Genomic DNA, 25424 nt, shown 5'->3' with positions numbered 1-25424 from the left:
TTCATCGCTTCAATCGCAGTACCAACCAAAGATTCAACGTGAAAAATATCTATCCCGGCCTGTTTGACGACTTGCCATTCTCGCTCGATGAAATCATCTGTGGCGTCGACGAGGCAGGCCGCGGTCCGCTGGCCGGCCCCGTCTTCGCCGCTGCCGTGATCCTCGACCCGCACCAGCCCATCGATGGCTTGCGCGATTCGAAAAAACTCACCGAAGCCAAGCGCGACTTGCTGGCGCCACAGATCAAGGCAAAGGCCCTGGCCTGGGCCATCGCCGAAGCGTCGGAAGAGGAAATCGACCGCCTGAACATTTTGCAAGCGTCGATGCTGGCCATGCGCCGCGCCGTCGAGGCGTTGAGTACCGTACCCACGCTGGCCCTGATCGACGGCAACCGCTGCCCTGTGATGCCGATACGCGGCATGGCCATCATCGGCGGCGACGACAAGGTCGATTCGATTTCCGCCGCCTCGATCCTGGCCAAGACGGCGCGCGACGCGGCCCTGGTGCACCTGCATGCGGCCTATCCGGAGTACTGCTTCGACCAGCACAAGGGCTATGGCACCAAATTGCACCTGGAGCGCTTGCACTTGCACGGCGCCTCGCCCGTGCACCGCCGCTCGTTCGCGCCCGTGCGCAATGTGATCTCCCTGTTCGGTGGACAAGAGGTGGTGGCATGAAGACGATTACCTCGCGCGACAACGCGCAATACAAGGATTTGTTGAAACTGGCGGGCAGTTCGCAGGTGCGCCGCAAGTCGGGCCGTACCTTGCTCGACGGCGTGCATTTGTGCCAGTCATACTTGCAGCTGCGCGGCATGCCGGAGCAGTGCATCGTCAGCGAAAGCGCCTTGCGTAACCCGGAAGTGGCGGACATCGTCGGCCAGCTGGAAAGCCAGCGCGCGCACGTGCTGGGCTTGCCCGATGCGCTGTACCACGCGGTCAGCCAGGTCGAACACGGCGTGGGCGTGATGTTCCTCATCGAGACACCGGAACGCGCCGTGACGCAGCCTCTGAGCGTGTCGGCCGTGCTGCTCGATAACCTGCAAGACCCGGGCAACGTGGGCTCCATCCTGCGCAGCGCGGCCGCTGCGGGCATCACGCAGGTGTACTGCAGCGCCGGCACGGCTTTCTGCTGGTCGCCGAAAGTCCTGCGCGCGGCGATGGGAGCGCATTTCGTGCTCGACATCTTTGAAAACGTCGACCTGGCGGCGCTTGTTTCCGGCGCCAAAGTGGCGACACTCGCCACCAGCGGCTACGCCACCCAGCGATTGTACGACGTCGATCTGCGTCAGCCCGTCGCCTGGCTGTTTGGCCATGAAGGGCAGGGCGTGGCCGACGATCTGCTGTCGATGGCGACACACCAGGTGGTCATTCCGCACCTGGGCCAGATCGAATCGCTGAACGTGGCCGCCTGCGCCGCCGTCTGTTTCTTCGAGCAGCTGCGCCAGGGCCAGTCCTGACACCTTCCAGGCAAAGCCCGCCATGCCTGATCATCCAGTTCTGCCTTTGCTCGCCGACGGCGCCGCACGTGACGCGGCCTGGTGGCGCCAGGCCGCCGCCTTTTATCCCGCGCCGCCGGACGCCATCGTCAATCTGGAGCATGGCTATTTCGGCGCCATGGCGGCGCCCGTGCAAGCCGCCTTCGAGCAGGCCGTGCGCTATACGAATGAACAGCTGAGTCCTTTCGTGCGCGGCGAGTTCACGCGCACGCATGTGGATATCCTGCGCCAGCGCGTCGCCGCGCTGATCCGGGCGGAGCCGCACGAGATCCTGCTTACCCGCAGCGGCACCGAGTCCATGCAGGTGCTGATCACGCAATACCACGGTCTGGCGCCCGGTGATACGGTGCTGTGGAGTAATCTCGACTATCCGGCCATGCGGACGGCCATGCGCTGGCTGGCGCAGCGCCATGGCGTCACGAGCACGCAAGTCACGTTGCGCTTGCCCATCAGCGATGACGAGATCATCGCCAGTTACGCGCAAGCCATGCGCCAGGCTGTCAAGCCCAAATTGGTGCTGCTGTCGCAGGTGGCGCCAGCCAATGGCCAGCAACTGCCGGTGAAGGACATCATGGCGCTGGCGCGCGAACACGGCATCGACGTACTGCTTGACAGCGCCCATGCGCTGGGGCAGGTCGACGTGGACGTGCAGGCCATGGGCGTCGATTTCGCCGGTTTCAATCTGCACAAATGGCTGGGGGCGCCGGCGGGATTGGGCGTCGTGTATATCCGCGCATCGCAGTTGCACAAGATCGAGCCGCATTTTGGCGACGATGATTATCCGCTTGACGATATCCGCAGCCGCCTGCACATGGGCATGCCGCCAATCGGCGCCATCCTGGCCGCGCCTGCCGCGTTCGACTTTCATGAGCGCCTGGGCGGCACGCCGGCCAAGAAGGAGCGCCTGGCCTGCTTGCGCAATTACTGGGTCAGCCGCGCCGCGCAACTGCCTGGCGTGCGCCTGCTGTCGCCGCTGGACGCGGCGCACGGCACGGCGCTGGTGGCGTTTGCTGTCGATGGCATGGACGCACGCGCGCTGCAACAGACCTTGCTGCACCGTTTCGGGATCTTTACCGTGCAGCGCAATGTCGGTGATACCGATATCGTGCGCGCCACGGTGGCCGTCACGACGCAGACCAGCGAACTTGATCAGCTGGTCGCAGCGCTGACAGTGCTGTCCAGCGAGGCGAACGCCTGACAGGTTTGGTCAAGCGTTCTAGTACTCGCGGCGGTTCGGCTTGATCTCCTGCAGGATCGTCGTGGAGATCTCTTCGATCGACTTGGTGGTCGAGGAGAGCCAGCGAATACCTTCGCGTTTCATCATTTTTTCCGCCTCGTTGACCTCGTAACGGCAATTTTCGATGGCCGCATACTTGCTTCCAGCGCGTCTTTCGTTGCGTATTTCCGACAAACGTTCGGGCGTAATGCTCAATCCGAAAATTTTATTCTTAAATTCCAGTAGGGCCGATGGCAGTTTGTCGCGCTCGAAATCGTCGGGAATCAGCGGATAGTTGGCCGCCTTGATACCGTACTGCATGGCCAGATACAGGCTGGTCGGGGTCTTGCCAGAGCGCGAAACACCCACCAGAATGACATCGGCCGAGGACAGGTTCTTGTGCGACTGGCCGTCGTCGTGCGCCAGCGAATAGTTGATCGCCTCGATGCGGTTCTTGTATTCCTCGCTGTCCACGATATTGTGCGAACGCCCGATGGTATGGGTCGACATCACGCCCAGTTCCTGCTCCAGCGGAGCGACAAAGGTCTGGATCAGGTCCATGTGCATGCCGCTGGACTTGCGGATCACGGCCGACAGGTCGTTCTTCACCAGGGTGGAGAAAATGATCGGGCGCTGGCCATCGGTGACAAAGGCTTCGTTGATCTTGCGCGCCGCCTCGTAGGCCTTGTCCATGGTATCGATGAAGGGCAGGCGGATCTGGCGGAAACGCAGATCGAACTGCGTCAGCACCGAGTGGCCAAAGGTCTCGGCGGTAATGCCGGTGCCGTCGGAAACGAAGAAGACGGTGCGGGCCGCAGAGGGCAGAGGGGGGCGTGGATCTTGTGTCATGGGTTTTCGGATCAAGATTGTGCGTCGTCAATTTGCGCCGCACAAGGTAAAATGGCTGCAACGGTATGATTGTGCTGCACGACGCCAAGAATAACAAGAAGACTGTCCGTGCGCCGCGCGTAAAGATTTCTATCATCAGTAAGGGTGTCATTATGACCAACGCAGTATCGCAACAGCAGGAAGACAAGGACGCGGTGTATGTTGCCTCGTTCGAGCATTTGCGCATGACGGATGTTGAATCCGTCGGCGGCAAGAACGCCTCCCTGGGCGAAATGATCAGTCAGCTGGCGGAAGCCGGCGTGCGCGTGCCCGGTGGCTTTGCCACCACGGCGCAGGCATTCCGCGATTTCCTGTCGTACAGCGCCAACGGCGGCTTGCCGCTGGCCGAACGCATCGCCCAGCGCCTCGAAGGGCTGAACATCGATGATGTGCGCTCGCTGGCGCAAGCCGGCGCCGAGATCCGTCAATGGATCGTGGAAACCCCGTTCCAGCCGCGCCTGGCCGCCGAAATCGATCAGTTCTATGCCAAGCTGGTGGCCGATTCCGACACGGAAATGTCGTTTGCCGTACGTTCCTCGGCAACGGCGGAAGACTTGCCGGACGCGTCTTTTGCTGGTCAGCAAGAAACCTTCCTGAACGTGGTCGGCATCGACAACGTGCTCGACGCCATGAAACAGGTGTTCGCGTCGCTGTATAACGACCGCGCCATCTCGTATCGCGTGCACAAGGGCTTTACGCATGCTGAAGTAGCCTTGTCGGCCGGCGTGCAGCGCATGGTGCGTTCCGACCTGGGCGCGGCCGGCGTGATGTTTACCATCGATACCGAATCGGGCTTCAAGGACGTGGTTTTCGTTACCTCCAGCTATGGCCTGGGCGAGACCGTGGTGCAGGGCGCCGTCAATCCCGACGAATTCTATGTACACAAGCCGATGCTGGAAAAAGGCAAGTCGCCTGTGATCCGCCGCAATATCGGTTCGAAGCTGCTGAAGATGGAATTTACGAACGAAGCGAAAGCTGGCCGTTCCGTGAAAACCGTCGACGTGCCCGTCGAAATGCGCAACCGCTACTCGCTGAACGACAGTGAAGTGGTGGAGCTGGCAAAGTACGCCGTCATCATCGAAAACCACTACGGCCGTGCGATGGACATCGAGTGGGGCAAGGATGGCCGCGACGGCAAACTGTACATCCTGCAGGCGCGTCCTGAAACCGTCAAGTCGCAGCAAAAGGCGACTGACGTGCAGGAACGCTTCAAGCTGAAAAGCACGGGCACGGTGCTGACGTCCGGCCGTGCCATCGGCCAGAAGATCGGCGCCGGCCCTGTGCGCGTGATTCACGATCCGGCCGACATGGAACGCGTGCAGCCAGGCGACGTGCTCGTTGCCGACATGACGGACCCGAACTGGGAACCGGTCATGAAGCGTGCATCGGCCATCGTCACCAACCGTGGCGGCCGCACTTGCCACGCGGCAATTATTGCGCGTGAACTGGGCGTGCCTGCTGTCGTCGGCTGCGGCAATGCCACCGACGTGCTGAAAGACGGCACCTTTGTCACCGTGGTGTGCTCGGAAGGCGATGAAGGCAAGATCTACGATGGCTTGCTGGAAACGGAAGTGTCGGAAGTGTCGCGTGGCGAGTTGCCGAAGCTTGACACCAAGATCATGCTCAACGTGGGCAATCCGCAGCTGGCGTTCGACTTCCAGTCCGTGCCGAATGCGGGCGTGGGCCTGGCGCGCCTGGAATTCATCATCAATAACAATATTGGTGTGCATCCGCGCGCGATCCTGGAATACCCGAACATCGACGCCGACCTGAAAAAGGCCGTGGAATCGGTGGCGCGTGGCCACGCTTCGCCGAAAGCCTTCTATATCGACAAGCTGGCCGAAGGCATCGCCACCATCGCCGCCGCCTTCTGGCCGAAAAAGGTCATCGTGCGCCTGTCCGACTTCAAGTCGAACGAGTACAAGAAGCTGATCGGTGGTTCGCGCTACGAGCCGGACGAGGAAAACCCGATGCTGGGCTTCCGCGGCGCGGCGCGCTACCTGTCGGCCGACTTCTCCGAAGCGTTCAACATGGAATGCGAAGCGATGAAGCGCGTGCGCAATGACATGGGCCTGACGAACGTGGAAATCATGGTGCCATTCGTGCGCACCCTGGGCCAGGCCGAGAAAGTCATCGACCTGCTGGCGAAAAACGGCTTGAAGCGCGGCGAGAACGACTTGCGCGTCATCATGATGTGCGAAGTACCGTCGAACGCCATCTTGGCCGACCAGTTCCTCGACCATTTCGACGGCTTCTCGATCGGTTCGAACGATCTGACCCAGCTGACCCTGGGTCTGGACCGCGATTCCGGCATGGAATTGCTTGCCGCCGACTTCGACGAGCGCGATCCAGCCGTGAAAGCGCTGCTGTCGCTGGCTATCAAGGCTTGCCTGGCGCGCGGCAAGTACATCGGCATTTGCGGCCAGGGTCCTTCGGATCACCCTGACTTCGCCGTATGGCTGATGGAGCAGGGCATCGAGTCGATGTCCCTGAATCCCGACTCGGTGATCGACACCTGGCAGAAGCTCGCTGCGCTGAAAGCGTAAGCATCTTTTCGCCCTCTGAAAACCCGCTGCCGCTCACCTGGCAGCGGGTTTTTTTCATGCCTTGTTCATTGCCATCAAGTTCATCGCGGTCGGCGCACGCGTCTGAACGATGAGGTGGCGCAAGATCAGCTAAAATGATTCCACCAACACATAGACGGGAGTTCATATGGCAAGCAAGAAACCGAGCAAAGCTGCAAAGATCGACATCGGTATTTCCGAGGCGGACCGCGCGAAGATCGCGGAAGGCCTGTCCGGCCTGCTGGCCGACAGCTATACCCTGTACCTGATGACGCATAATTTTCACTGGAACGTCAAGGGACCGATGTTCAACACCCTGCACCTGATGTTCATGACGCAATACACGGAGCAGTGGGCCGCGCTGGACCTGATCGCCGAGCGTATCCGCGCCCTTGGCTATCCGGCGCCGGGCACCTACAAGGAATTCGTCAAACTGGCCTCGATCAAGGAAATCGACGGCGTACCGCCGGCGCTGGATATGGTCAGCCACCTGGTGGCGGCACAGGAAGCGACCGCGCGCACGGCGCGCCGCTTGTTCCCGCTGCTGGAAAAAGCCAATGACCAGCCGACCGCCGACCTGATCACGCAGCGCCTCGATGTGCATGAAAAGACGGCGTGGATGCTGCGCAGTCTGCTCGAGGAATAAAAGCCGGGCCGGCGGCGCTAATTCGCCCCCGGCTATTGACGCCATCAGGAATTGCGTTAGACTGTTTGTATATAGGTGTTTGGCAAGAGGAATATCAGGCAGCACTGCGCATTAAACCCCGTCGCTTATATAGGCCGCGGGGTTTTTTTATTTTTGGATTCGCAAGGATGGAGGCATCATGGCTGAATGGGTAGGCTGGTTTGTTGCGGCTGGCGCGGTATTGATCCTGGAACTGTTTACGGGCACGTTTTATTTGCTGATGATCGCCATCGGTATCGGTGCCGGAGGACTGGTGGCGCTGGCGGGAGGCAATGGCAGTTGGCAGGCCGCGACCGCCGCCATAGTCGGCGTGGCGGCCACGCTGTTATTGCGGCGCAGCCGCTTTGGCAGGGCGGCGCGGCGCGATGCGGCACAGGATCCGAATGTGAACCTGGATATTGGCCAAAGCGTGGCGGTCGCGCATTGGGTCGATGGCGCTGCGCGCGTCATGTATCGCGGCGCCTTGTGGGATGTGGAACTGATTGCCGGCAGCGATACGCAGGCCGGTCATTACACCATACGTGCCGTACGTGGCAGCCGTTTGATTGTTGGATAACCTGGAGAGTAGATTATGGAAGTAAGCATCGGAAGCATGTCGCTGATCTTGTTATTGCTGGCATTGGTATTTGTCTTCAAGACGGTCAATGTGGTGCCGCAGCAGCATGCCTGGGTGGTGGAGCGCCTGGGCAAGTTCCACGCGGTATTGGGTCCTGGCCTGAATATCGTTGTGCCCTTCGTCGACCGCATCGCTTACAAGCACGTGCTCAAGGAAATTCCACTCGACGTGCCGCCACAGGTATGCATTACGCGTGACAATACGCAATTACAGGTCGATGGCATTCTGTATTTTCAGATTACCGACGCCATGCGTGCTTCATATGGTTCGTCGAATTATATTGCCGCCATTACGCAGTTGGCGCAAACGACCTTGCGTTCGGTGATCGGTAAAATGGAACTCGACAAGACATTTGAAGAGCGCGACCATATTAATACCGCCATCGTGAATGCCATCGATGAATCGGCAGCGAATTGGGGGGTCAAGGTGTTGCGTTATGAAATCAAGGATTTGACGCCGCCCAAGGAGATTCTGCATGCGATGCAGGCGCAGATTACGGCCGAGCGTGAAAAGCGCGCACTGATTGCCGCCTCGGAAGGGCGCAAGCAGGAGCAGATCAATATTGCCAGCGGCGAGCGCGAAGCGAACATTGCCCGCTCGGAAGGCGAAAAGCAGGCATCTATCAACCGCGCCGAAGGCCAGGCTACGGCCATCGTCGCGCTGGCGCAAGCCAGTGCTGAAGCGCTGCGCCAGGTAGGCGCCGCCATCCGCGAGCCGGGCGGTGAGGATGCCGTCAATTTGAAAGTGGCCGAGCAGTATGTGGGCGCGTTTGCGCAATTGGCGAAAACGAATAACTCGATTATCGTGCCGGCCAATCTGGGCGATATGAGTGGTTTGATCGCCACGGCGATGCAAGTGGTGAAGACGCAGAAGCCGAAGGGCAGCGTGGCTATGCCCTGATTGCCTGACTGGCTGGGTAAATAGCAAGCTTGTAGCAAGGTTTCATCAATACTGCCCGCTGTATAGCGGGCAGTTTGCATTTGCGCTTTCCCTATTATCTGGTGGTGTTAGGGCTGACGTATCGGTGGCTACATGAATTGCGTTGAAAATATTTTCTTTATGCTATGCTAAGCGCACATTCAGGATTACTTGCTGTCATGTTGCGCTTATTTCTTTGACTGGCGTACCATCTGCTGCGCAGGATCCCTGGTAGCATTTGCAGGCGATGTGCGATTGGCGATAGTATCGGACCCATGTATATTTTGAATTGCATTTTATAGTTGTTATAAATTGCAATGAAACAAAAAGTGCTGCAGAATAAATATAGCCGATGGCGCTGTATTGAATCGCAGCCGCACAAGGCAGGGTACTTGCACAGACAGTCCATGGCCGATTTTCGCTCCCGTGATTGAACACCAACATCGCTTGATCGCCCGGGATGCAGTTTTTTGGTCAGAGAATTGTAAAAAACAATCAAATCTTAAGAAAAATCACCTTAGGCGCGTTACAATTGGATAGAATTTAACTATTCAGTTATATTTTTCAACTCACACAAGGAAATATCATGGATCTGTCGAGCTTATCCCTGTCCGAGCTGCGCACCTTGCAGGACGACATCAAGAAGCAAATGAAGAAGCGCGAACAGGACGATCTGTCCAAGGCGCGCGAACAAATCCTGGCGATTGCCCAGAGCGTCGGCGTTTCCGTAAAAGATCTGGTTGGTACGGGTATCCGCGCTAAAACCGGCACGGTTGCAGTACGCTATCGCAATCCGGATGATGCGACACAACAATGGACTGGCCGTGGCCGTCAACCGAAATGGGTCAAAGAATGGACCGATTCGGGCAAGTCGCGTGATCTGCTGAAGGTTTGATTCTGAAGGTTTAAAAAACCGTTCATTCGGATGCTTGTACTGTGGAGTAGTGCAGGTGTAGTACACGGCAGCATGCAAGCATCCGGAACTTTCCAGGTTTATCGTCTTTGGCCAGACAGGCCAAGCTAATGTACACAGGCTTATCTCAATGGTATTTTCGCCAATACCAGTCTTTTCCCCGCCTTACCTGCTTCCTCTCCCGTTTTATTTCCGTCGCGCTGAGTTCTTTTCCGTTTGCTGAAGGCAATCGGCAAAATAAAACCCGGCATATAGCCGGGCTTGTTGATATGGCGTCAGCACGCTGCGCGCAGCGGCGTATCAGCGGCGTATCAGCGGCGGTGCGACTTCATTGCCGCCTGCACTTCGCGCGCGCCATCGCGGTCGCGCTCTGCAGCCCGCTTGTCGTGCTGTTTCTTGCCCTTGGCCAGGCCGATCTCGCATTTCACGCGGCCGCCCTTGTAGTGCAGGTTGAGCGGCACCAGCGTGTAGCCGGAGCGCTCCACCTTGCCGATCAGTTTATCCATTTCCGTGCGGTGCAGCAGCAGCTTGCGCGTGCGTACGGCTTCCGGATGAATATGGGTGGAGGCGGTCGGCAGGGCGCTGATATGCGCGCCGAACAGGAAGAGTTCGTCGCCGCGGACGACGACGTAGGCTTCCTTGATTTGTACACGGGCGTCGCGGATGGCTTTGACTTCCCAGCCTTCCAGCACGATGCCGGCTTCGTAGCGATCCTCGATAAAGTAGTCGTGGAAGGCTTTTCTGTTGTCTGCTATGGTCATGAGATGGTAAATGTGCGCGGGTCGGTTAAACTACTGTCTCGCGCAAGCGCGATAAAATCAAATGTATCCAACATCATAGCAAATGGTTCTTCAATGGCAGTAGTACATAAATCAGTTTTTCTCGGGTATAGCGCCGAACAAATGTTCGCGCTGGTGGTGGCGGTGGAAGATTATCCCAAATTCCTGCCCTGGTGTGGTGCGGTCGAGATTCGCGAGCGGAGCGAGAACACGGTTGTCGCCAGCGTGGGCATACATTACCACGGCGTGCGCCAAAGCTTCACCACGTCCAACGAGAACGTGCCCCCGACATCCATCAAGATGAAGCTGGTGGACGGTCCTTTCAAGACCCTCGACGGCGTGTGGACCTTCAAGGCCCTGCGCGAAGATGCCTGCAAGATCGAACTGGATCTGCACTACGAGTTCTCCAGCCGCGTGCTCGAGCAGATCATCGGCCCCGTCTTCGGCATGATCGCCAACAGCATGGTCGATTCCTTCTGCAAGCGCGCGGAGACGGTGTATGGCTGAAGCAGACATCACGGTACAAGTATGCTACGCGATGCCGGACAGCACGTTCCTGCGCTCCTTGAGCGTGCCTGTGGGCACTACCATCGGGCAGGCTGTGACGCAGAGCGGCTTGCAGCAGGCCATCCCGGGCATCGATCTGGCCATCAATTTGGTTGGCATCTATGGCAAGAGGAAGCCGCTCGATACCGTATTGCACGAGCATGACCGTGTGGAAGTGTACCGGCCCTTGCTGGCCGACCCGAAGGAGGCGCGCCGGCGCCGCGCCAGCAGCAAGCCTGCCAAAGGCTGAGGCGCCAGGGCGGCACCGTCTGACGACCGCTATTTTTTGCCATTCTCAAGTATCTTTTCTATGCTGCAAGGATGGAGGGCGCTTTTTCCTTGATAAGTTGCTTTTATCCGTCACAAGCGATTATCCATGCGGGTTCCAGCCATTCCGCAATAGGCATGGGCGAAACATTGGCGAAAAAGCTAAGCGCCCCTTGCCTTAAGCCCATCCGTCAAGTCGCAGTAGTGATCGGGCAAGACCCCTCCTTCCTGCTCAAGCCAGTGGCCGTAAGTTCTTATGGTCGTATCGGTATGTCCCATTTGCTTTGCCACGTACATCGCGTTGGCGCCCGTCGTTAGCAGGGGCGACGCGAAGGTGTGCCTTGTTTGATACGGATTTCGGTAGCGGACCTGGGCCTTCTCGATCATTGCCGTCCAGAAGAGGGTCAGGCGCTGCGTGTTGTCCCAGCCCTGACCGGTAGCCGGATCAAGGAACACCAGGCCGCCAGCAAGGAGGCGATGTAGTTTCTGCGCAAGCAGCGCGTTGACGGCGCCGCTACGCAGATCGACCAGGCGGCCGGCGCGCGTCTCCAGTTCCTCCCGAGACTTGCCCATCACGCGTCACCGTGCTGGGCCATTGCTATCCGGACGTATCGAACCTGGGCGACATGACCAAGATCGCCGTCCTGGTCCGAGACGGCTTCTTGCCTGCGCCGGACGTCTTCTGCGGCGGCACGCCGTGCCAAGTGTTCTCGATTGCGGGCCTGCGCAATTCGCTCGACGACGAGCGCAGTAACCTTTCCCTTGTTTTTTGCGAGATCGCAGATGAAATTGACGCACGACGCGCTGCAGCTGGTCTTCTTCCAACCGTTGTTTTTTAGCCGACCTGGAGCGGCGCTTGGTCGATCAAGCCCGCGCCAACGAAATCGAAGCGCAGCGTTTGCGCGACGAAGCGGCAGCACGGGCTGCTGGGGCTGTCGCCAATTCGCAAGTTGCCAGCCTGAGCAAGGAGCAACTGCAGACTACGCTGGATCACAAAGGCATCAACTATCCCACAGCAGCAAACAAGGCTGAACTGCAAGCGCTGCTGGGCGTTTGAGCGAGCCAGTCGTGACCGGCAATGAAACCGGCGCCATCATGCCAGGCGCCGGCTTCGATCAAGTGGACTTGTTCTTGCGACGAGCCACGAAGCCGAGGAGGCCCAGGCCCGCCAGGAGCATGCCGTAGGTTTCTGGCTCAGGCACGGCGGCGGTGATATTCGCTGTATAGGTCAGATTGCTTACATAATAGGTGTCCCACGCCTGATTCAAATCAAGGGGATTTTTGCCACCAGAATTCAGATACACGAAATTACCTGCCAAGCCACCGTCGCCGGTCGACCCTAGCATCGTTACGCTTGAAATGGGATTGGTGATGCCCGCGACTGTTAAGTATGCGATGTAATTTGCATTGGCCTCTAATGTCAAATTGATTCCATTTGCTCCGAGCAGCTGGCTGCCGCCGGTGTACGCGATGGGTGAACTGGTGTACAAGGCGGGCCCGATGGCTTTGCTGCCATCCCAGGCTGCAATTGTCAGCCCTACGTTGCCTCTAGCCCCTGAAGTCGCATAAAAGGTGAAATCTTGAAGCACTCCGCCGAGTGAGGTGAAAGTTTCGCCATAACTGGTCGTGTCAGGAGCGCCGAGGGAGGAGATTGCCGTACCTATTGTCCCGACGTTGGAATAGGTCGTGGCTTGTGCATGGATAGAGGAGCAGCAAATGAGAGCGCTGAGTACAATTTTGGCAACGGCTTGTGTGTTCATTTTTCCCCCGTATTATTGATGTTTAAAAGGTACGAAAATTAATTATATGATAATTTCCGTGGGGTATTCCGCCTATAGTTTTTTATTATAAAAACAACATAAGTGATTGTGATCATCATAGAATCTGGCACCGGCCTGCCTAATGCCGACTCCCAAGCCGGCATCGCCGCAGCGGACGCCCGTTGCACCAGCCTGGGCGGCGCTGGATGAGGCAGCCAAGGAACTTGCGTTGCGCAAGGGTCAGACGATGGGCAATGTTGTAGGAAAACCGCACGCCGCGGTATGCCACGAATTGGATGGAACTGCCCAAGGTGAGGGCGCAGTAAAACCCGGCATCCCTATTGGCCTCGACGTGAATTTCTATGCTACTGCCTCGCGGAGTGGCGTTGCGCTGACAGCGACTTGGGGGGCGTTGCAGTAGTTCCACCAGATATGCAGCAGCAGCATGCGTTTTTCCAGCAAGTCGTCCCTGCGATACGCCGCCTCCACCTTGTCAGGCAAGCTGTGCGCCAGCCGATGTTCGCACACTTCGCGCGGGAAAAAGTTTGCAACCGATTCCAAGCACCAATCGCGTAACGTCGACCGGAAGCCGTGCACGGTGATAGTAGGCCGGTTCCTGTGGCGCCGCTGCCCGCGTTGCGGCCGATCCCATCGGCGGGCTACCTCCTGACGCAGTGGCGCGAGATATTCAAGCCTTGATCCTGCAGACGGAAGAGGTGGCCGCGACAGTGCGCACTTGCCAGGCGTTTGTGAGTCGGAACGGCATGCGTCAGTAGCATCATGCAATCGCCCTGTGTTGCCTACGGCTATCATTTATTGACAATGAGCTTCAGCTCCAGTAGTCTGAGGATATTGTCTAAAGTATAAAGAAAAAAGATGCCTCAGCCCCTTATCTCCAATGTCCAAGCCTATATCGGCGAGCAATTTCTCACGATGTATTTCGATGTGGCGCTCGACGCCGCACATCCGCCGCCAATCGAGGCCTTCGAGGTGTATATCGACGGATTCCCGACCCCGGTGACCGGAGTGCAAGTCGATAGCGTCGCCAAGACCGTCACGTTGAGCTTCAGTGGCTCGCCGCTTAGCGCCAACAACTCCATCGATATCGTGTACTACGATCCGAGCGGCGGCAACGACCTTAATGCCATCCAGGGCGTAGACGGCGCCGATGCGCCCGATTTTATTAGTGGCACCATCGTCTCCGGCTTCCGTCCCCCCCCGTCCGCACCGTCGACGCCGGCGCTCTCCAGCGGCAGCGACAGCGGCATACTGGGCGACGGCATCACGAATGACACAACGCCGACGGTGACCGGAACCGCCGCCGCTAATGCCACCGTCAAGCTGTACGACACCAACGGCACCACCTTACTGGGTAGCAGCACCGCCGATGGTTCCGGCAACTGGAGCATCACCAGCAGCGCGCTGACCGAGGGTACGCACTCGCTTAAGACGACCCAGACCGACAGCGGCAACAAAACATCGCCGCTGAGCACCGGACTGTCGCTGACCATCGACACCACGGTGATCGCGCCGAGCAGCCTGCAGTTGTCGAACGGCAGCGACAGCGGCAGCCTGGGCGACGGCATTACCAACGCCGGCACACCGACCATCACCGGCCACGCCGAAGCCAACGCCGCCGTGCGCCTGTACGACACTAACGGCACCACCTTGCTGGGCTCGACCACCGCCGACGGCTCCGGCAACTGGAGCATCACCAGCAGCACGCTGATCGAGGGTGCGCACACGCTGACGGCCAAGCAGACCGACGCCGCCGGCAACGTCTCCGGTACCTCCAGCGGCTTCAGCTACATGCTCGACACCATCGGCCCCGTCGGCATGGCGCTGAGTTCGACCTCGGTGGCGATGTCCAACGCCACCAACGGCGCCACCATCGCCACGCTGTCGGCCACCGATGCCACCGCCATCACCTACGGCTTCGCGGTTGGCAACGGCACCACCGACGCCGACAACGGCAAATTCACCGTCTCCGGCACATCACTTGTGGCGGCGCAGAGCCTGGCCGCCGGCACTTACCATATCTACATGAAGGCCACCGACGCTTCCGGCAATGGCGCGTACCAGATTTTCGCCATCCAAGTGGTCAACGCCCCCAGCGTCACCGCCATCGAGCGCACCGCAGGGGCCTCGCTCACCGTGCCGAGCGGCGCCACCTCGGTGAACTACACTGTCACCTTCGACCAGTCGGTCACCGGCGTCGACACCGGCGACTTTACGCTGACCGCCACCGGCAACGCCGCCGGCACCATCAGCGGGGTCGTCGGCAGTGGCAGCACCTACACCGTCACCGTCAATGGCGTCAGCGGTGACGGCACGCTGCGGTTGGACCTGAACAGTAGCGGCACCGGCATCCAGAACGGCTCGTCGGTCGCTATCATCGGCGGCTACGCGGCGGGCCAGATCTTCGGGCTGGACCACACGGCCTCCTCCGCGCCGTCCACTCCGGTGATGAAGGCCGGCGCCGACACAGGCACTTCCAACACCGACGGCATCACCAGCAATGCCATGCCGGAATTCACCGGCACCGCAGAGGCCAACGCCACCGTCAAGCTGTACGACACCAACGGCACCACCTTGCTGGGCTCGACCACCGCCGACGGCTCCGGCAACTGGAGCATCACCAGCAGCACGCTGACCGACGGCAGCCATACGCTGACGGCCAAGCAGACCGACGCCGCCGGTAACACCTCGGGCGCCAGCGGTGGATTGGTGGCGGTGATCGACACCAGCGCCGCAGCGCCGGCTGCACCCACGCTGGCCGTTGCCAGTGATGGTGGCGTGCCGGGTGACGGCATCACCAAGTATGCCACGCCGACCATCACAGGCACGGCCGAAGCCCATGCCAGTGTGACGCTGTACGATACCGACGGCATGACCGTGCTGGGTATTGCGACGGCCGATGCCAGCGGTGCCTGGAGCCTCGTTTCTTCTCCCCTGAGCGAAGGCAGTCATACGCTGAGCGTGAAGCAGGTCGACTTGGCAGGCAACGTTTCGTCCATCAGCGCCGGCCTAGCGCTGACCATCGATACGCAGGCGCCGCCCGCGCCGTCCGTTCCTGTGCTGGCAGTCGCCAGCGACAGCGGCACCGTGGGCGACAACATCACCGATATCACCGCACCCGTCATCAAGGGCAGCGCGGAGGCCAACGCCACCGTCAAACTGTACGATACCGACGGCACGACGGTGTTGGGCACGGCCGTCGCCGATGGCGCGGGCAACTGGAGCATCACGAGCAGTACGTTGGCGGTCGGCGTGCATACCCTGAGCGCCAGGCAGGTCGACCTGGCCGGCAACGAGTCGTCGGCCAGTGCATCGCTGGCGCTGACGATCAAGGCCTTGCCAACGCCGTCGCTGCCGACGACACCCGTTACCTCGATCGATGGCGTGGACGTGACGCAGCAGCCGGTTGCCTTGCCGGGCGGCGGCACAGGTACCCAGACCACGATTCCGATCGTCAGCACCGACCGCAGCGAATCGACCGGCAATGCCAGCGTCGCCGACATTCCACTGGTAACGGCGGGTGTCAATAACCTGCTGCTGGCGCAGCTGTCCCCCGGCTTCGGCTTGACGGCCAGCGGCGGAGCCAGTCAACCGGCCGGCAGTTCGATCGAGCATCTGCTTCAAGCCATCCTGGCGGCCACGTCTGGCCATGCCGCCAGCGATCAGGGGCATCTGACCGGCAACGGCCTGGCGTTTTTGAACCAGTTGGCCGCCAGCGTGCCGCTGCTGGTACAGACCATTGTGCCGACCAGTACGCCGACGGCGCCGAGCGGCGCGCTGACGCTGACAGGCACCAGCACCGACGCGCAACACACGGCGTTGGTCATCGACGCCAGCCATCTGGCCGCCGGCAGCTCGCTGGTGCTAAACGCTGTGGATTTCGCCGCCATCGTCGGTGCCGCCAACGTGGTCGCCAATACCAGCGGGCAGGTTTTGGCGGGCGACGCCGCCAGCCAGCAATTCACGGTTTCTTCAGCCAGTGGCGGCGCAGTATTCTCGGGCGGCGGCAACGATACCCTGCTGTTCAATTCGCCGTCGGCCGCACCGGCCGGTGCCACTGGAGTGGCCGCGCGGGCTGCTGCCGGCGCTGACACGACCACTATCCTGCACGGTGGACTGGGCAGCGATACTGTGGCTTTCAGCGGCGCCAGTTCCGACTATACGGTGGAGACCCATGAAGGCTATCTGATTGTAACCGCCAAGACGCAGCCGACGCAGCACGCGCTGGTATTGAACGCGGAGAACCTGAAGTTCAGCGATACCACGGTGGCCGTGGAAAATCGAGAGGTGCTGACGTCGATTGCCGGCCTGTACCAGGATATCCTGGGGCGCCAGGCCGATTACTTGGGCATCGAGTACTGGGCCACGGCGGAAAAGAATGGCGTCAGCATGGGCAAGATTGCGCTCGACATGATCAGCGCGTCAGAGGGCCACCTCTTGCAGTCCACGCCTTTTAACGGTGACAGCGCGCATGACCTGGAACTGCTGTACCAAGGGATCTTCAGTCGCCACAGCGATGCTGGTGGATTGACGTACTGGAGCGACAAGTTGGCGCAGGGTATGAGCCTGGAATTGGTGGCACAGAACATGATCGCCGCCGAGGAAATGAACGGGCATAAGGTGGCGGTGCAGGACTGGAATTTCTTCGCCTAGCCGTGCCGTCGGTGCGGAGATCTGCTGCCTGAGGTCTCCGTTCGCCTGAGCTATCGGGTGTGGCGCGACATCAAATGACGATTTCGCGCCGCACACCAAAAGGCCTATTGATGCCTATGATGGGCGGCATGGCGAAGGACCGGGGCGGCCGCCTGTTGTTTTGGCCTGGCGGTTTGCATTGGCCCGTACGCTACCGGAACCCGGCCGCCTCTCCACCGTAATTGCGCTGTAGGCGCTCGCCCGGGGGCTGACAGCTGACGGGCGCGCTGTAGCGGGCGGCGAGGGCGAAGCTGTCCAGCCCTATCAGATCGCCGCTGCGGCGTTCAACAATGCCGTTTGATCTGCAACGGCACAGTGCAAGCAGAGGAGGGCGCCCAGCGCGTGCTTCATTGCAATCTTTCTATTTTCTTATGTTTGCAGATGGCACTGCCTTCGATTATGTCGGGTGCCTGTCTACCTGATCTTGGGCAGCATCAGAAAGAGACGAAGAAGCCGCCAAAACAGGGGCGAAATTTGGGCGAAAACGTGGACATTTCCAGACATTTCGATGGGGCCGAAAACGGCATTCCCACTATGTCTACCGAGGTTTGTGAATGTTCAAGACAAGAGGCAGGAATTTCTGTATAATCTGCTTTTGCGCCAATAGGAAATGCTATGCGTCTACTTCAAAAAGCACTCACATTCGATGACGTGCTGCTCGTCCCAGCCTACTCCAACGTTCTGCCCGCCGATACGTCCCTCAAAACTCGCCTGACCCGCAATATCACCCTGAATATTCCCTTGCTGTCCGCAGCCATGGATACGGTGACGGAAGCCCGCCTGGCGATCGCGATGGCCCAGGAAGGCGGCATCGGCATCATCCACAAGAATTTGAATCCGAAGGACCAGGCGCGTGAAGTGGCCCGCGTAAAGCGTTTCGAAGCTGGCGTATTGCGTGATCCGATCACGATTCCGCCGGACATGAAAATCCGCGACGTGATTGCGCTGACGGAACAATACGGCATCAGCGGTTTCCCTGTCGTCAAGGGTAAGGAAGTCGTCGGTATCATCACCAACCGCGATTTGCGCTTTGAAAAGGAACTCGACGCGGAAGCTTCCGCCAAGATGACCCCGCGCGAAAAACTCGTGGTCGTCAATGAAGATGCCGATACGGCCGAAGCCAAGCGCCTGATGAACAAGCATCGCCTCGAGCGCGTGCTGGTCGTCAACGACGCATTCGAATTGCGCGGCCTGATCACCGTCAAGGATATCCAGAAGTCGACTTCTCACCCGTTCGCGTCGAAAGACAGTCAGGGCAAGCTGCTGGTCGGCGCGGCCGTCGGCGTAGGCGCCAAGGATGAAGAGCGCATCGACCTGCTGGTCGCTGCTGGCGTCGACGTGCTGGTGGTCGACACGGCCCACGGCCACTCGCAGGGCATCCTGGACCGCGTACGCTGGATCAAGACGAAGTATCCGCAAGTAGAAGTGATTGGCGGCAATATCGCCACTGCTGCTGCCGCCAAGGCGCTGGTGGAATACGGCGCCGATGCAGTCAAGGTCGGTATCGGTCCTGGCTCCATCTGCACCACGCGTATCGTCGCCGGTGTGGGCGTGCCGCAAATCACGGCCATCTCGAACGTTGCCGAAGCACTGGAAGGCACAGGCGTGCCATGTATCGCCGACGGCGGTATCCGCTTCTCGGGCGATATCTCGAAAGCGCTGGCCGCTGGCGCTTCGACCGTCATGATGGGTTCCATGTTTGCCGGTACGGAAGAAGCACCGGGCGAAGTGATCCTGTACCAGGGCCGCAGCTACAAATCGTACCGCGGCATGGGTTCGCTGGGCGCGATGTCCGATGGTTCGGCTGACCGTTATTTCCAGGACGCCACCATGAAGGCCGACAAGTTCGTGCCTGAAGGTATCGAAGGCCGCGTCGCTTACAAGGGCAGTGTGCTGGCGATCATCTTCCAGCTGGTCGGCGGCGTGCGTCAATCGATGGGTTACTGCGGTTGCGCAACCATCGACGAATTGCGCGAAAAAGCGGAATTTGTGGAAATCACCTCGGCCGGCATGCGCGAGTCGCATGTCCATGATGTGCAGATCACGAAAGAAGCGCCAAACTACCGTTCAGAGTAATTAGCGACAGACCAGACCGGCGCCTAGTGCGCCGGTTTTGTAATGACCTCAGATAAAGTCCCCATCATGCATTCTAAAATCCTCATTCTCGATTTCGGTTCCCAAGTCACCCAGTTGATCGCCCGCCGCGTGCGCGATTCCGGCGTGTTTTCCGAAGTCTTTCCGTATGACGTCAGCGACGAATTCGTGCGCAACTATGGCGCCGCCGGCGTGATCCTCTCGGGCAGCCACAACTCCACGCTGGACGGTGATTCGCCGCGTGCGCCGCAAGCCGTGTTCGAGCTGGGCGTGCCTGTGCTGGGCATCTGCTACGGCATGCAAACCATGGCGGCCCAGCTGGGCGGCAAGGTTGAAAACGGCCTGGTACGCGAATTCGGCTACGCCGAAGTGCGCGCCCGCAGCCACACCAAGTTGCTCAACGGTATTGCCGACTTCGTCACCGACGAAGGCCACGGCATGTTGAAAGTGTGGATGAGCCACGGCGACAAAGTGCTGGAGATGCCGCCAGGCTTCAAGCTGATGGGCAACACCCCGAGCTGCCCGATCGCCGCCATGGCCGATGAAGAGCGCCAGTTCTACGGTGTGCAATTCCACCCGGAAGTGACGCACACGGTGCAGGGCAAGGCCATGATCGGTCGTTTCGTGCATGAAATCTGCGGCTGCAAGTCGGACTGGAACATGCCTGACTACATCAGCGAAGCGGTGGAAAAAATCCGCGCGCAAGTCGGCACCGACGACGTCATCCTGGGCCTGTCGGGCGGCGTCGATTCCTCCGTGGCCGCTGCCCTGATCCACCGCGCCATCGGCGACCAGCTGACCTGCGTCTTCGTCGACCACGGCCTGCTGCGCCTGGACGAAGGCAAGATGGTGATGGACATGTTCGCCAAGAACCTGGGCGTGAAGGTCATCCGCGTCGATGCGGAAGACCAGTTCATGGGCCACCTGGCCGGCGTCACCGACCCGGAGCAGAAGCGCAAGATCATCGGCCGCGAGTTCGTCGAAGTGTTCCAGGTCGAATCGGGCAAGCTGGTCAACGCAAAATGGCTGGCGCAGGGCACGATTTACCCGGACGTCATCGAATCGGCCGGCAAGGGCAAGAAAGGCCAGACCATCAAGAGCCACCACAACGTGGGCGGCTTGCCGGACACCATGAAGCTCAAGCTGCTCGAACCCTTGCGTGAATTGTTCAAGGATGAAGTGCGTAAGCTGGGCGTGGCCCTGGGCTTGCCGCATGACATGGTCTACCGTCACCCATTCCCGGGCCCGGGCCTGGGCGTGCGCATCCTCGGTGAAGTCAAGAAAGACTACGCCGACCTGCTGCGCCGCGCCGACGCCATCTTCATCGAAGAACTGCGCAACACGCCCTACGAATTCGTCGCTGGCCAGGCCGTCGACCCGGACGCGCTGCCAGCGAACTGGTACGAGGCTACCAGCCAGGCTTTCGCCGTCTTCCTGCCCGTCAAATCGGTGGGCGTGATGGGCGATGGCCGCACCTATGAATACGTGGTGGCCCTGCGCGCCGTGCAGACGCAAGACTTCATGACGGCCCACTGGGCGCATCTGCCGCACAGTCTGCTGGGCAAGGTGTCGAACCGCATCATCAATGAAGTACGCGGCATCAACCGTGTCGTCTACGACATTTCGGGCAAGCCGCCGGCGACCATCGAATGGGAATGACGAGTTCGCTTTAACCGATTGACTTAAAGTGAAAAACATATGGCCCTGGATCATTCCAAGAGAATTATCCAGGGCCATTTTTTTGATGTGCATTCGCTTGATCATCTCAGCGCACATGCGCTGAACTGGACAGGCATCGTTTTACCTGGTCTTGTCGACCATCAGATCGATGGCAAGGCCGAACGCTTCATTCCATCGGCGCTGTGCGAATGGGTCTATGGCTTTGCCTGCCAGAACTTGCAGGGGCGTTTGCGCATGCTCAAGGAATGGAATCATCACGACAAATGGCGCCCGCCACATCAGGGCGTTGCTGGCAAGGCCCCGATGTCACGGCGCAGATCCTGTGCGAATAATTTCTTGCAATTCCACATATTCTTTGAGAACAGGCTGCGTAGTCATAGCGAGGATTGGCCTGTGCCGCCGCGACGCAGGAGAGAGTTGAAACTTGCGGATATCTTGCTCGAATTTCAAGCACGCGCCGCTACTTCATCTGTTGTAACTGCACCAGCAATCCATTTAGCGCACCTTGCGCCGGGGGGCTCAGTTGTGGGGAGCGCCGGTCGATTTCATTGGCCAGGTCGGATGCCAGCCACTCCAGTTCGTCGAGCATGTGGCGTAATTCTGCCAACATATCGGGGTCATCCTGGGCAATGACAAGCATGCTCGCCATGCTTTCCGGGTCGAATCCTGCCTGTAAAATCAAGGAGCGCATGGTGGCCATGCGTTCGAACAGGAATTCCAGTGCCGTGGTGTCGGGCTTTGCAGGGGCAGCTTCCTGCCTGATGATGCCACGCAAGGTGATCCACGTTTCCAGCAATGCAGTCATATGCTCCACCTGGGCAGTTGCATTGCGGGCCGGCCGCATATTCTGTGCATCGGTGGTGGTAATGTGCAGCAGGTCGCGCAAGGCATTGACGATGTTGCTGTCAAAGCGCTTCTGACCGAGCCTGAACAGCATCTCCACACGCAGAAGGTCAAAACGCCGGATGGCGGTCTCCGCGACGTCGGCGACCGCCAGCACTCGTGCGGGCATCGCTATGCTGTCGCCCTGCAGGGCGTTGGGATAGCCGCTGCCGTCGAGTCGTTCATGATGCTGCAAAATGGCCAGGGTGGCATCGTTTGAAAAACCGGACAAGCCTTGCACCAGTACATGACCCGTGATGGGGTGGACATGGATGTACCGGCGTTCGTCTTGGGTAATGTCGTGCTCTGCAACAAGTATTTCGGGGTCGGTATGCATCTCGCCGAAATCGTGGCAAAGTGCTCCCAGCAGGATGGCGGCCCGTTGCCCCTCGGGCAGATCGAGGCTCTGCGCCAGGGCGAAGGCGATCAGTGCTGTATGTATCGAATGCATGAACAGTTCGGGCCGGCGCTCGCGCATGACCGTCAGGCGTAGCATGACCTCCGGCGCGAGCTGCATGCTGGAGAGCGCTTGTTTCATGGCGTGCGGGTCGCCCGTCCGCGTCAATATGCGCCGATAGACAGCTTCATGTTTGACGACACTGTCCAGCTCCATCACGAGGCTGTGCGTATTGACCGGATGCTTTGCCGTGAGCATGCTGTCCAGCGGTGCCGTGAGGCGGTGCTGGGTAAGCCGGTTGAACAGACGGCTATCGATACGTGTGCCCTTGGCAACCAACTTCATGCCATTGCTTTCGAAGATGTCCGCATGGGCGATCACTTCCTGCGTGTCGCCCACTTGCGTGACGGCGCGAATATAGTGCGGATTTTCGTCTGGCGGAAAGGAGAGGCGGATGTCAGGAACATTTTTGTTCATCAAAGTACCTCTGTGCAGAAGGAAATCCACAGGCCAGACATATGCGACACTCTGCCGTGCATGGCGCCTGCAATTGTTTCTAGTAGGACACAGTATGTGCTTGCATGTGTACACCAGGTACTGCGTAAACTCTCAGTACTGTGTGGCAATTACATGGCATTTAATGTAGGGGAACACCTGCATGCGCCGACAGTTTGTTGTCAGCAGCCCCCGGGATCTCCCGAACCTGACTATGCTGTCGCCGGCGCACCTGGATCGGCGGTCCACTTCAGCCGCAGCGACACGGGTGTTCAAGGTGTCGTTGAATGCTCGTCAGAAGCTGGCAGGGCTGGCTTGACTGCGGATGCGGCGCAAGCCAGGTCCTTCTGGCGCATGGCATCAAGGCCCAGATGTACCAGGTCCAGCACTTCCATCTCGACGGTGCTGCCATTTTGCATGGCCAGTCGCTTTACGACGAAGGCAAGCGCGGGGGGAAGTTCCAGGAATTTCAGGATCAGCCCCCCTCCGGCCGGCACGGGAGGGTCGATTTGTGTCCCTCTTGCAACAGGTAACGTCCCGTGCACGAGCCAGGCGGTGCTGACGCCGAGCGCTGCGGCGATCTTCTCTGCCGCTTCCGGCCGCAGTTTGGCCTTTCCTGATTCGTAGCGATAAAGCTGCGTTGGATTGATGCCCGCCAGTTCGGCAAGAAACACTTGCGAGATACGCAGATTTTCGCGGCAGTTTTTGATCCGTTCAGAAACATGGGTGTCGCCAGACATACATTTTGCCTTTCAATAGACAGCGTTCGTGAATGACCGGCTGTCGCGCACTTGTCAGCGGAGTGATGAACGGTACGGTCGCGCTTTTCCAGCGACAGCCTGGTCACCAGCATGAATTTTACCGCCTGGGCGTGCCACCGCGGCATCTCCTTGTCTGGATTGGGGCCGGTTTGTGTTGACGAGATAGCCAAGGCTCATGCTAGTGCCGCTCGCCGGCGATTGACCATGATCTACATCACTGTTCTCGTTCGTGCCAGGCCTCAGGCCCCAGTCTCCCAGGCAGTGGCAGTGCCACTTGACGCATTGGCAGCGCTGCGACAGTATGGCTGCACAATGAGGAGCCAGCATGTCAACGCCAATGCCAACGCCAGCGGTTACCAAGATCGAGCCGTCCCCCGGCGCGCCCATGGTGCAGTCCTTGATCTCGTTTCTCGAACACGAGGTCCAACCGATGATCGTGCTTGACCCCAATTACACGATTCTGGCTGCGAACGTCGCTTACCAGCGGCAATTTGGCAGCATCGGCCAGCCGGTGACCGGCCACAAGTGCTACCGCATCTCGCATCACTACGATGCCCCTTGCGACCAGGCCGGTGAACATTGCCCCATGAAGAAAGCGCGGGAATTGCGCGGACCCGACCGTGTGCTGCACATCCACCATACGCCGCGGGGCCCCGAACACGTCGCCGTCGAACTGCGTCCGATCTTCGATGCCGGCGGCACTATTACCGCGTATGTCGAGCGGCTGGAAGTGGTGCGCAGCGCCTCGGCCAAGCCGAGCGAGGAAGGGCTGGTTGGGCGTTCCGCGCCATTTAACCGGGTGCTGTCGGCATTGCAGCGGGTGGCGCCCTCGATGCTGTCGGTGCTGCTGCTGGGCGAGTCAGGCACCGGCAAGGAACTGTTTGCGCGCGCCGTGCATGAAAGCAGCACGCGGGCCGCAGGACCGTTCGTCGTGGTGGATTGCTCCGGACTGACCGAAACGCTGTTTGAAAGCGAATTGTTCGGGCACGAAAAGGGCGCCTTCACCGGCGCGACCTCGCGCAAACCGGGGCTGGTCGATACGGCGCAAGGCGGCACCTTGTTTCTTGACGAAATAGGCGACGTGCCCCTTTCCATGCAAGTCAAGCTGCTGCGCCTGATTGAGTCAGGCACTTACCGGCGCGTGGGCAGTGTCGAGACCCAGCATGCGAATTTCCGCCTGGTCGCCGCCACCCACAAGTCCCTGGAACACATGATGGCGCGGGGCGAGTTCCGGCAGGACTTGTATTACCGCATCAGTGCCTTCCCCATTGCCTTGCCGCCGCTGCGCGAGCGGCCGGACGATATCGCGTTGCTGGTGCAGTCATTCCTGCGCCGCGCGGGTGCGGGCAAACGCCCCCTGACGATAGACGCCGATGCCATGGCGCAGCTGCAGCGGCGCCCATGGCCCGGCAATATCCGCGAACTGCGCAACGTGCTGGACAGGGCCAGCCTGTTCGCCGATGATGGCGTGATCCGCGTCGAGCAGCTGCTGGCGGCACCGGTGGAGCAGGGCGCCTGGTCAGGCATGGCGCTGCGCGGCGCCAGCATACCGCTGGCCGAGGTGCACGCCACCTTCGGCGGCACGCGCAAGGAACTGGCCGCCCACCTCGGCCTCAGCGAGCGCACCTTGTACCGCCGCCTGAAAGCGCTGGGTATCGCCTAGCGGGAGCCGGGAGCGATGGCCGGCCGGGGCCTGGCGGCACTGCCATGCTGCCAGCGTGGCAGTGCCGCCGGTCGAATGGCAGCGCGCTGCTG

Annotated in this window: 22 protein-coding genes; 16 read left to right on the top strand and 6 right to left on the bottom strand. The window is 59.8% G+C overall.

Annotated features, from left to right (window positions below; genetic code table 11):
- Positions 1 to 38: 38 nt before the first annotated feature.
- Genes rnhB through ACQ4WZ_RS10970 form a run of 3 tightly spaced genes read left to right on the top strand, consistent with a single transcriptional unit; the run spans position 39 to position 2696 of the window.
- Positions 39 to 677: a ribonuclease HII gene (rnhB, locus tag ACQ4WZ_RS10980; RefSeq protein ID WP_101480909.1), complete on the top strand. Its 639-nt coding sequence runs from the start codon at positions 39 to 41 to the stop codon at positions 675 to 677.
- The gene (locus ACQ4WZ_RS10975; protein WP_101480910.1) at positions 674 to 1459 is read left to right on the top strand and encodes a TrmH family RNA methyltransferase; all 786 of its coding nucleotides are present in this window, start codon (positions 674 to 676) and stop codon (positions 1457 to 1459) included. The genes rnhB and ACQ4WZ_RS10975 overlap by 4 nt, the downstream gene beginning before the upstream one ends.
- Positions 1460 to 1481: 22 nt before the next feature.
- Positions 1482 to 2696 (top strand): aminotransferase class V-fold PLP-dependent enzyme, encoded by a 1215-nt coding sequence (locus tag ACQ4WZ_RS10970; protein ID WP_436573409.1) that lies wholly within the window; start codon positions 1482 to 1484, stop codon positions 2694 to 2696.
- Positions 2697 to 2714: 18 nt separating this feature from the next.
- On the opposite strand, the gene ppsR is transcribed toward ACQ4WZ_RS10970, so the two are convergent.
- Positions 2715 to 3563 carry a posphoenolpyruvate synthetase regulatory kinase/phosphorylase PpsR gene (gene ppsR / locus ACQ4WZ_RS10965; RefSeq protein ID WP_100872735.1) on the bottom strand — a complete coding sequence of 283 codons (849 nt, stop codon included), beginning with the start codon at positions 3561 to 3563 and terminating at the stop codon, positions 2715 to 2717.
- A gap of 152 nt (positions 3564 to 3715) precedes the next feature.
- On the opposite strand from ppsR, the gene ppsA reads away from it, so the two are divergent.
- The 5 genes from ppsA to ACQ4WZ_RS10940 all read left to right on the top strand — a co-directional run bounded on the left by ppsA (position 3716) and on the right by ACQ4WZ_RS10940 (position 9280).
- A complete protein-coding gene (gene ppsA / locus ACQ4WZ_RS10960; protein WP_101484488.1) occupies positions 3716 to 6148 on the top strand; it encodes a phosphoenolpyruvate synthase in 2433 nt (810 codons plus the stop codon).
- A 166-nt stretch (positions 6149 to 6314) separates the two neighbouring features.
- Positions 6315 to 6812: a Dps family protein gene (locus ACQ4WZ_RS10955; RefSeq protein WP_101480912.1), complete on the top strand. Its 498-nt coding sequence runs from the start codon at positions 6315 to 6317 to the stop codon at positions 6810 to 6812.
- Positions 6813 to 6990: 178 nt separating this feature from the next.
- Complete coding sequence (locus tag ACQ4WZ_RS10950) at positions 6991 to 7407, top strand: NfeD family protein (protein ID WP_101480913.1); 417 nt, start codon at positions 6991 to 6993, stop codon at positions 7405 to 7407.
- Positions 7408 to 7422: 15 nt separating this feature from the next.
- Complete coding sequence (locus tag ACQ4WZ_RS10945) at positions 7423 to 8367, top strand: SPFH domain-containing protein (RefSeq protein WP_101480914.1); 945 nt, start codon at positions 7423 to 7425, stop codon at positions 8365 to 8367.
- A gap of 604 nt (positions 8368 to 8971) precedes the next feature.
- Positions 8972 to 9280, top strand: coding sequence for an H-NS histone family protein (locus ACQ4WZ_RS10940; protein WP_010397665.1), 309 nt, complete (start codon positions 8972 to 8974; stop codon positions 9278 to 9280).
- Positions 9281 to 9609: 329 nt separating this feature from the next.
- Here the strand turns inward: ACQ4WZ_RS10940 and smpB are convergent, their stop codons facing one another.
- On the bottom strand, positions 9610 to 10059 hold the full coding sequence (gene smpB / locus ACQ4WZ_RS10935) for an SsrA-binding protein SmpB (RefSeq protein ID WP_034752217.1): 450 nt from the start codon (positions 10057 to 10059) through the stop codon (positions 9610 to 9612).
- 93 nt (positions 10060 to 10152) lie between these two features.
- On the opposite strand from smpB, the gene ACQ4WZ_RS10930 reads away from it, so the two are divergent.
- Together ACQ4WZ_RS10930 and ACQ4WZ_RS10925 are read left to right on the top strand one after the other, a co-directional pair.
- Positions 10153 to 10584: a type II toxin-antitoxin system RatA family toxin gene (locus ACQ4WZ_RS10930; RefSeq protein ID WP_436573408.1), complete on the top strand. Its 432-nt coding sequence runs from the start codon at positions 10153 to 10155 to the stop codon at positions 10582 to 10584.
- Positions 10577 to 10873, top strand: a complete 297-nt coding sequence (locus ACQ4WZ_RS10925; protein WP_436573407.1) for an RnfH family protein — start codon at positions 10577 to 10579, stop codon at positions 10871 to 10873. Before ACQ4WZ_RS10930 ends, ACQ4WZ_RS10925 begins: the two co-directional genes overlap by 8 nt.
- Before the next feature lie 179 nt (positions 10874 to 11052).
- Here ACQ4WZ_RS10925 and ACQ4WZ_RS10920 read toward each other — a convergent pair whose 3' ends face one another.
- On the bottom strand, positions 11053 to 11463 hold the full coding sequence (locus ACQ4WZ_RS10920) for a tyrosine-type recombinase/integrase (protein WP_436573882.1): 411 nt from the start codon (positions 11461 to 11463) through the stop codon (positions 11053 to 11055).
- Between the two features lie 11 nt (positions 11464 to 11474).
- On the opposite strand from ACQ4WZ_RS10920, the gene ACQ4WZ_RS10915 reads away from it, so the two are divergent.
- Positions 11475 to 11729 carry a DNA cytosine methyltransferase gene (locus ACQ4WZ_RS10915; RefSeq protein WP_436573406.1) on the top strand — a complete coding sequence of 85 codons (255 nt, stop codon included), beginning with the start codon at positions 11475 to 11477 and terminating at the stop codon, positions 11727 to 11729.
- 17 nt (positions 11730 to 11746) lie between these two features.
- Positions 11747 to 11947: a hypothetical protein gene (locus ACQ4WZ_RS10910; RefSeq protein WP_436573405.1), complete on the top strand. Its 201-nt coding sequence runs from the start codon at positions 11747 to 11749 to the stop codon at positions 11945 to 11947.
- Between the two features lie 58 nt (positions 11948 to 12005).
- Here the strand turns inward: ACQ4WZ_RS10910 and ACQ4WZ_RS10905 are convergent, their stop codons facing one another.
- On the bottom strand, positions 12006 to 12650 hold the full coding sequence (locus tag ACQ4WZ_RS10905; protein ID WP_257560971.1) for a PEP-CTERM sorting domain-containing protein: 645 nt from the start codon (positions 12648 to 12650) through the stop codon (positions 12006 to 12008).
- An 876-nt stretch (positions 12651 to 13526) separates the two neighbouring features.
- Here ACQ4WZ_RS10905 and ACQ4WZ_RS10900 point away from each other — a divergent pair.
- From ACQ4WZ_RS10900 to guaA, 3 genes are all read left to right on the top strand, one after another.
- Positions 13527 to 17321: an Ig-like domain-containing protein gene (locus tag ACQ4WZ_RS10900; protein ID WP_436573404.1), complete on the top strand. Its 3795-nt coding sequence runs from the start codon at positions 13527 to 13529 to the stop codon at positions 17319 to 17321.
- Between the two features lie 654 nt (positions 17322 to 17975).
- On the top strand, positions 17976 to 19436 hold the full coding sequence (guaB, locus tag ACQ4WZ_RS10895; RefSeq protein ID WP_071077665.1) for an IMP dehydrogenase: 1461 nt from the start codon (positions 17976 to 17978) through the stop codon (positions 19434 to 19436).
- Positions 19437 to 19502: 66 nt separating this feature from the next.
- Positions 19503 to 21113 carry a glutamine-hydrolyzing GMP synthase gene (guaA, locus tag ACQ4WZ_RS10890; protein WP_101480991.1) on the top strand — a complete coding sequence of 537 codons (1611 nt, stop codon included), beginning with the start codon at positions 19503 to 19505 and terminating at the stop codon, positions 21111 to 21113.
- Positions 21114 to 21594: 481 nt separating this feature from the next.
- On the opposite strand, the gene ACQ4WZ_RS10885 is transcribed toward guaA, so the two are convergent.
- Positions 21595 to 22890: an HD-GYP domain-containing protein gene (locus ACQ4WZ_RS10885; RefSeq protein WP_436573403.1), complete on the bottom strand. Its 1296-nt coding sequence runs from the start codon at positions 22888 to 22890 to the stop codon at positions 21595 to 21597.
- Positions 22891 to 23180: 290 nt separating this feature from the next.
- Entirely contained in the window at positions 23181 to 23648 is a 468-nt protein-coding gene (locus tag ACQ4WZ_RS10880; RefSeq protein ID WP_101480993.1) for a helix-turn-helix domain-containing protein, read from the bottom strand.
- 346 nt (positions 23649 to 23994) lie between these two features.
- Here ACQ4WZ_RS10880 and ACQ4WZ_RS10875 point away from each other — a divergent pair, with 346 nt between their 5' ends.
- On the top strand, positions 23995 to 25332 hold the full coding sequence (locus tag ACQ4WZ_RS10875) for a sigma-54 interaction domain-containing protein (protein WP_436573402.1): 1338 nt from the start codon (positions 23995 to 23997) through the stop codon (positions 25330 to 25332).
- The last annotated feature ends 92 nt before the right edge of the window (positions 25333 to 25424 follow it).

The sequence above is a fragment of the Janthinobacterium darwini genome (genome assembly GCF_051380905.1).
GTDB lineage: Bacteria > Pseudomonadota > Gammaproteobacteria > Burkholderiales > Burkholderiaceae_D > Janthinobacterium.
The sequence above is the reverse complement of the archived record's forward strand: the minus strand, read 5'-3'. Positions and strand labels throughout refer to the sequence as shown.